Annotated in this window: 1 rRNA gene; it reads left to right on the forward strand. The window is 56.1% G+C overall.

The window, feature by feature from the left end:
- A 23S ribosomal RNA gene (locus LX88_RS43430) occupies positions 1-462 on the forward strand; the annotation flags it as partial.

Consider the following 462-nt stretch of genomic DNA (forward strand, 5'->3'; position numbering starts at 1 on the left):
CGCGGGTAAGACCGCGTGGAGGCCCGAACCCACCAGGGTTGAAAACCTGGGGGATGAGCTGTGGTTAGGGGTGAAAGGCCAATCAAACACCGTGATAGCTGGTTCTCCCCGAAATGCATTTAGGTGCAGCGTCGTGTGTTTCACCACGGGGGTAGAGCACTGGATGGTCTAGGGGGCCTACAAGCTTACCGAAATCAACCAAACTCCGAATACCGTGGTGTGAGAGCGCGGCAGTGAGACTGCGGGGGATAAGCTTCGTAGTCGAGAGGGAAACAGCCCAGAACGCCAGCTAAGGTCCCTAAGTGTGTGCTAAGTGGGAAAGGATGTGGGGTCGCACAGACAGCCAGGAGGTTGGCTTAGAAGCAGCCACCCTTTAAAGAGTGCGTAATAGCTCACTGGTCAAGTGGTCCTGCGCCGACAATGTAGCGGGGCTTAAGCACACCACCGAAGCTGTGTCATTTC

This window comes from Lentzea californiensis (assembly GCF_024648825.1).
Lineage (GTDB): Bacteria > Actinomycetota > Actinomycetes > Mycobacteriales > Pseudonocardiaceae > Lentzea > Lentzea californiensis.